At 36.3% G+C, this 7,430-nt stretch carries 7 protein-coding genes; all 7 read left to right on the forward strand.

The annotated features are described in order from the left end of the window. Positions 1-667, forward strand: a 667-nt coding sequence (locus PHY73_08580) for a cyanophycin synthetase (GenBank protein MDD3375756.1), incomplete at its 5' end; no start/stop codon positions are given. A gap of 73 nt (positions 668-740) precedes the next feature. Beyond that, positions 741-1,826 (forward strand): phospho-N-acetylmuramoyl-pentapeptide-transferase, encoded by a 1,086-nt coding sequence (gene mraY / locus PHY73_08585; GenBank protein MDD3375757.1) that lies wholly within the window; start codon positions 741-743, stop codon positions 1,824-1,826. Between the two features lie 4 nt (positions 1,827-1,830). Further along, positions 1,831-3,093 (forward strand): Mur ligase family protein, encoded by a 1,263-nt coding sequence (locus tag PHY73_08590; GenBank protein MDD3375758.1) that lies wholly within the window; start codon positions 1,831-1,833, stop codon positions 3,091-3,093. Then, entirely contained in the window at positions 3,094-4,185 is a 1,092-nt protein-coding gene (gene ftsW, locus PHY73_08595) for a putative lipid II flippase FtsW (protein ID MDD3375759.1), read from the forward strand. An 11-nt stretch (positions 4,186-4,196) separates the two neighbouring features. Continuing rightward, entirely contained in the window at positions 4,197-5,261 is a 1,065-nt protein-coding gene (murG, locus tag PHY73_08600; GenBank protein ID MDD3375760.1) for an undecaprenyldiphospho-muramoylpentapeptide beta-N-acetylglucosaminyltransferase, read from the forward strand. Positions 5,262-5,305: 44 nt separating this feature from the next. Further along, a complete protein-coding gene (locus tag PHY73_08605; GenBank protein MDD3375761.1) occupies positions 5,306-6,028 on the forward strand; it encodes a peptidase MA family metallohydrolase in 723 nt (240 codons plus the stop codon). Beyond that, positions 6,025-7,389 carry a UDP-N-acetylmuramate--L-alanine ligase gene (gene murC / locus PHY73_08610; GenBank protein MDD3375762.1) on the forward strand — a complete coding sequence of 455 codons (1,365 nt, stop codon included), beginning with the start codon at positions 6,025-6,027 and terminating at the stop codon, positions 7,387-7,389. Before PHY73_08605 ends, murC begins: the two co-directional genes overlap by 4 nt. Positions 7,390-7,430 lie beyond the last annotated feature (41 nt).

The following is a 7,430-nucleotide window of genomic DNA, read 5'->3' on the forward strand; positions in this document are numbered from 1 at the left end:
GATACGCTTTGAATGTATTAAGGCAAAAAAGGTTGCTTTTTCGATTCAAAAGAAATCAGATTATCAAGCTCAGGGTGTCAAACAAACAGAAAAAGGAATAGAATTTTCTGTTCGATCACAAAAATTCTTTATCAAAACCTTTTCATCTTCTAACGTTTACAATGTTTTGTGTGCAATTATCATTGGCCAATTATTCAAAATCTCAATGAAGGAAATAAAAAAGAGCATTGTTTGTATGAACTCGCTAAAACAACGACAAAATTTCTATCGGACAAAAAAGAAATTCTGGATGATTGATGACACGTATAACGCAAACCCAATATCTGTAAAAGCTGCCATAGAATCTCTTTCTTGTTTTCCTGGAAAAGGAAGAAGAATTTTTGTTTTTGGGAATATGAATGAACTTGGGTTAAAGTCAAAATCTGCTCATGAATCTGTTGGTCGACAAGTTGCAAGAAGCAATATTGATTATTTTGTTACTGTTGGAGAGAAAGCCAAGATTTCTGCTGATGCTTTAAATAGTAAAACAGTCAAGAAGGAAAGTTTTTTCTCCTGTCAATCTGCCAGTAAGTTTTTAAATGCATTTATTCAGCCTAATGATGTTATTCTGATCAAAGGTTCTCGCGGGTCTCATATGGAGGAAATTGTTCAAGAGATAGAGCAATGAAATCCTAAGTAAATTCTTTTATTTTTCTTCTGGTACTATATAATACAATTAATATTTATATTAAGGAGCGAATATGCTTTATTTCCTGTCTACTTTTAGAGATGCTTTTTCAGAATTGAATATTCTTCGTTACATCACTTTTCGCGCTGGTGCAGCTGCTCTTACTTCATTTTTACTGTGCATTATTTTAGGTCCCTTAATTATCGAAAAGCTTAAAAAGGGTAAGATTAGTGAAGATGTTAGCAGAGAGCATTGTGATAAGCTTTCTGAAATTCAAAAACATAAGCAAGGAACCCCAACGATGGGGGGTATTTTTGTTATCGGCAGTATTTTAATTTCTGTTTTACTTTGGTCTGATTTAAGAAGTCCGTATGTGCTTTTGACAATTTTGACTTGTGCATGGCTGGCTGTCCTTGGTTTTGTAGATGATTATTTAAAATTTTCGCAGGGCAAGCATCGAGGGGTTCATGCACGAACAAAATTAATTTGGCAGTCGATCTTAGGATGTCTTGTTGGCTATTTTATCTTTTGGCACCCTGAAATTTCGACTAAGCTTGATATCCCATTCTTTAAAGAAATGACTTTGAATTTGGGTATTTTTTATATTCTATTGGCAGTTTTAATTATTGTGGGAAGCTCAAATGCTGTCAATTTGACTGATGGACTTGACGGTCTTGCCATTGGATGTGTTCTGATCGTTGCCATGGGGTTAGGCGCACTTTCCTATATATCTGGTCATTTTAATTTTGCGCAATATTTGTTTTTACCATATATTCCAGGAGGCGGGGAGCTTTCAATTTTTTGTGCTGCAATTGTAGGGGCAAGTTTAGGATTTCTATGGTTTAATTGTTATCCTGCGTCTATTTTTATGGGCGACACTGGTTCTCTCGCATTGGGCGGGACTTTGGGTATGATTGCTATTTTGATTAAAAAAGAGCTACTTCTTGTTCTTTTAGGCGGGATCTTTGTGATGGAGGCGTTATCCGTTATTTTACAGGTTGGGTCAGTAAAATTATGGAAAAAGCGCATATTTAAGATAGCTCCGTTTCATCACCATTTACAGTTTTTAGGATGGAGTGAATCAAAAATTATTATACGGTTTTGGATTATTGCTATTATTTTGGCGTTTTTAACGCTAACGACGCTTAAGATTAGGTAGTTTTATGGATGTAAGAAATAAAAAAGTCACTATTGTTGGGTTTGGCCGCAGTGGATCTGCCATTGCCAATTTAGTTCTGCAGTTAGGTGGAATTGTTCGAGTCTCAGATTCAGCACTAAAGGAAAAAGTTGCTGAAGCAATTTTGCAAGCAAACTTAAAGCATGACATCTGCTTTGAATCTGATCAGCATACCAAAGAGTTTATTAAAGATAGTGACGTTGTTGTTTTGAGCCCTGGTGTTCGTTTTGATTCAAAGGCTGTTGTTTGGGCAAAAGAGGAAGGGATTCCTTGTTTTAGTGAGATTGAATTTGCGTGGATGTTTTGCAAGAATCCAATTATTGCCGTTACGGGAAGCAATGGAAAAACAACTGTTTCTACTTTGATTAGCCAGATTCTTGAATATGCCGGTAAAAAAACTTGTTTGTGCGGTAACATTGGCTCGCCTTTCTCACAACATGTTCTTAGTCTTTCTGATGGCCAAATTATTGTTTTGGAAGTAAGCTCTTTTCAGCTTGAGTCGATTGAGAAATTTCATGCCCATGTTGCTGTTTTGCTAAATTGTACACAAAATCATTTGGATCGTCATAAAGACATGAATGATTATTTTCAAGCGAAATCACGAATTTTCTTAAATCAGATTGAAAATGATTATGCTATTGTTAATTTTAATGATCTTCGGACAAAGAATATGATTTCTGCCATTTGCTCAAAAGTTATTTATTTTAATGATTCTATTCAGTTGGGAAAGTTTCCAGATGAAAACCAAAATTTTCTAGCCGCTCGATGTGCTTGCCGCGTTTTCGGTGTTTCTGACGAAGATGCAGGCTTTGTGTTGAAGAATTTTAGAGGTGTGGAACATCGCTTAGAATGGGTTCGCTCGATTGATGATGTAGAGTTTGTTAATGATTCTAAGGCAACAACGCCTGAAGCTGGACGTTGGGCCTTAGAAAGGGCATCAAAGCCGATTGTGATGATTTGTGGTGGCCGAGATAAGAACATTGATTTTACTGTGTTGCGAGATATTGTTAAGCTGAAGGTAAAAAAAATGGTTGTGATTGGTGAATCAAAAAACAAGATCAGGGATGCTTTCTCGGATATTGTGGATGTTAATTTAGAGGATTCTTTAGAGGGCGCCATATTAAAATCAAAGGAGCTTTCTTCTCAAGGTGATTGTATTTTGTTTTCACCGATGTGCACAAGTTTTGATATGTTTTTAAATTTTGAAGAACGCGGCAAGGCGTACAAAGAGATTGTTGGGAATTTGTAGATGAGAGAGTTGAGAGTATCCATCGCGGCGATCACTACTGTTTTGATTTGCTTGGGTATTATTATGATTTTTAGCTCAAGCGGAATTTATGCATTGCAAGAATTAGGATCAAGCACATATTTTTTACAACGGCATTTGGTTTATTTATGCGTTGGTTTTATTTTTATGATGTTTGCCATGACGATAGATTATCGTGTGCTAGCACAGTATTCTAAGCCCATTCTTATATTTTCGATTGTGATGCTTGTTCTTGTATTGATTCCTGGAGTTGGAAAAGAAGTTTATGGTGCTCGTCGATGGTTTCGATTTCTTGGTTTTGGTTTTCAGCCTTCTGAATTTGCAAAGTTAGCAGTCTTGATTTATGCATCAGATTTTCTGGCGCGCAAACAAAAGCGAATTACTAGTCTTTTTTCCGGCTTTATTCCGCTGATGTGCGTATTAGGCGTTGTGTCATTACTTATTTTAAAGCAGCCTGATTTAGGTACAACGGCATTGATTTCAGCGGTTGTTTTAGTAATGCTTTTTATTGCAGGAACACGGATTGCATTTTTAGCGAGTATTGCATTCTTGAGTTTTCCGGCAATATATTATTTGATTGCGCGTGTTCCTTATCGATTAAGACGTATCCAAGCTTTTCTTGATCCGTGGAGTGATAAACAGGGTGCAGGATTTCAGCTTGTTCAGTCTCAGATTGCATTAGGTTCTGGTGGAATTTTTGGGCTTGGCTTAGGAAAAAGTATGCAGAAATTATTTTATCTTCCTGCAGCCCATACGGATTTTATTTTATCGATTATCGGTGAAGAGCTTGGGCTCTTAGGAACAGCGACAGTGGTTCTTCTTTTTGTATTATTTATTTGGCAGGGCGCAAGAATTGCCAAGAGAACACAGGAGCCGTTTGGATATTTTCTTGCGATTGGCATTGTTGCGATGATTGGTTTGCAGGCAATTGTTAATATTGGTGTTAGCATCGGTGCTTTTCCAACGAAAGGATTGCCGTTACCATTTATTAGCTATGGAGGCTCCGCGTTAATTGTTCAAATGGTTTGTGTTGGTCTTTTGCTCAATATTTCGAGAATACAAGATTTATCATAGAAGGGTTATTTATGAAGATTATTATCGCAGCAGGAGGAACGGGAGGACATGTGTTTCCTGCCATTTCTACGGCGAAAGAATTAGAAAAGCAAAATCAAATTATTTTTTTTACTACAGATGGACTTGCTTATCAAATTATAAGAAATTCTGGATTTGAACCTTGGGCCGTATGTCAGAGAAAAAGATCATCTAGAAACATTTTTTTATTCATCGTTAGGATGATGCAGTCGATACGAGAGTGTTTTTGTATCATGCAAAAAGCATTGCCTGATGTTGTTGTTGGTTTTGGTGGCTATCCGGCTTTTCCTGTTGTTTTTTCCGCATGGTTCTTAAAGATTCCTATTTTGATTCATGAGCAAAATGTTGTTCCTGGAAAAGCAAATCAGGTGGCTGGAATGTTCGCTGACAAGATTGCGGTTAGCTTTAAAGAGACTAAAGAATATTTTAATTCTAAAAAATGTGTTTTAACCGGATGTCCATCTCGATTTAAAGATGAGCTACAGCCTACAGAAGAAGATTTTAAGAAATTTGATTTCAAAAAAGAAAGGGCGACCATCTTAGTTTTTGGTGGAAGTCAAGCAAGTCAAAAGATTAATAGTATTTTTTCTGAAGCGGCGATTTTGCTTAAGGGAAATTTTAATTTTCAATTTATTCATATTTCCGGAAAAGATGATTATTATGCCTTGTGTAAGAAATATTTAAATAATAAATTTAACTTTAAGTTATTTGATTTTGTGCAGGATATGGCGTCGGCATACCGTGTTGCGGACTTAGTTATCGCTCGTTCAGGAGCGTCAACAATTTCAGAGTTGATTACTTTTAAAAAGCCATCGATTCTTATTCCGTATCCGGTTGAGAGAGTGCATCAAAAAGAAAATGCTTTGGTTCTTTCTAGGGTTGGCGCGGCGGTGATTATTGAGGAGTCAAATCTTTCGGAAGCGCGTTTGCATAATGAGATTATCTCTTTTTTTAAGAAAGAAAAAAATAAGGCAAGTTTTGATGAGGGCATGAAGCAGCTTCAGATGTTTGATTCAGAAAAAAAACTAGCGCAAGAGGTCGTTAATTTAAGAAAATGAGACGAAGCGTATATTTCTTAATAATAGTTTTGTTTTTTAACGTAATGTCGATATCGTCTGCATCTAATGAGTGGAATGAACTAAAGAGTCGTCATTTTATCATTTATTATAAAGATGCGCCTCGAGAGTTTATTAAAACTGTTGAGAAGTCTTCAGAAAGTTATTATTTTGATATTATTGACGAGCTTGGTTTTACGCGTGATAAGATTTGGACATGGGATGAACGCGTTAAAATTTATATTTATAATGACCAGGATGATTACGTTGCATCGGCTCAGCAGGTACCCTGGTCTTCAGGATCAACGATTTTGGGATCAAAGGTGATTAAGACGTTTCCAGCGGCGCATGGATTTTTTGATTCGTTATTGCCGCATGAATTGGGGCATATTATTTTTAGGGATTATGTTGGTTTTGAGTCAGACATTCCGCTTTGGTTTGACGAAGGGATTGCGATGTATCAAGAAAAAGCAAAACGTTGGGGTGCCACCCAGCGAGTCAAAGATGCGATTAAGAATAAGAGTTTTCAGAATTTATCTGATCTACGTTTGACGCGCACGTCATCTCAAGACGATGTAATTTTATTTTATGCGGAGTCAGCGAGCGTTGTTCAGTATTTAATTTCTGAATTTGGAAGTTTTAAGTTCTTAAATTTTTGCCGTAATTTAAAAAAAGGCTTATCATTTGATCGAGCGCTTAAGAAATCTTATTATCGTTTTGAGAATGTGGACGGTCTCAATAAAGCATGGGTTGGTTATTTAAAAAAATGAGTAAATATTATCACTTAGTTGGTATTGGGGGCATTGGTGTTGGGACATTGGCATCCTTATTCTTGGATGAGGGTCATAGCGTTAGCGGATCAGATATCAAAGAAAATGATATGACTAAGGCCTTGAAGGAAAAAGGGGTCCGTATTTTTATAGGACATAAGGAGTCAAATATTGTAAATCCAGATTGCGTTGTTTGCTCTTCGGCTATTTCACAGGATAATCCTGAAATAGTAGAAGCAAAAAGAAAAAATATTCCGATTGTTAAGCGAGGGCAAGCTCTCGCAGATTTGGTTCGTACAAAAAATGCAAGTGTTATCGCAGGTGCTCATGGCAAAACAACAACAAGTGCTTTGGTTGCGCATATTCTAAGTGAAGAGGGTCTCGATCCAACAGCTGCAATTGGTGGTATTATTAAAAATGGTGGATATAGCGGACTCTCTGGTAAAGGAGAACATTTTGTTATTGAAGCAGATGAAAGCGATGGATCGTTTTTATATTTTTTCCCGAAATATGCCATTATTACAAATGTTGATCTTGAGCATGTTGATTTTTATCAAAATTGGGATAATATTATAAACGCATACGAGAAATTTATTATGCAAATTGATTTAGACGGACATTTTTTTTATTTTGGTGATGATCCGGTTTTATCTAATTTGGCTTTTGAGTTTAAAGGGCGGAAATCAAGTTATGGATTTGATCAAGGCAATGATATTTTTGCTGATAAGATTAGGTGTTCTGGGTTTCAATCAAATTTTAGCTGCATTGTGAATGGAAAAAAACAGGGGGAAGTAAAGCTTAACATCCCGGGACGTCATAATATTTGCAATGCTCTTGCGGCAATTGGACTCGCTTTAGAATTCGGTATCTGTTTTGCGTCTATACAAAAAAGTTTGGAGAGTTTTAAGGGTGTTCAGAGGCGTTTTTCGTATCATGGTGATTTTAATGATATTTTTATTGTTGATGATTATGCCCACCACCCTAAAGAAATTTTCTCGACTCTAGCCGCTGCGAAAACGTTCGAGAAAAAAAGAATTTTTGTCATTTTTCAGCCGCACCGATATTCTCGAACAAAATATTTTAAGGATGATTTTGTAGATGTTTTAAAGGAGTGCGATCAGCTTGTTATCACAGATATTTATAGTGCTAGCGAAAAAGACCAGCAGCAAATTACGCCTGATATGATTTGTGAAGATGTTAATCGAATTAAGCCAGATTTGGCTATTTATAAGAAATATGATGAAATTATTTCTTATGTCTTAAAGAATGTTTTGCCCGGGGATCTGGTTTTGTTTTTGGGCGCAGGTGATATCAATCGGCTTGCGGGACAACTGGTCGATCAATTAAATAAAAATAAATAAGGCAGTCTTGATATGAATCAAAGTCTTGAAATAGATAAGGA

It is taken from the genome of Candidatus Omnitrophota bacterium, assembly GCA_028693815.1.
GTDB lineage: Bacteria > Omnitrophota > Gorgyraeia > Zapsychrales > Aceulaceae > Aceula.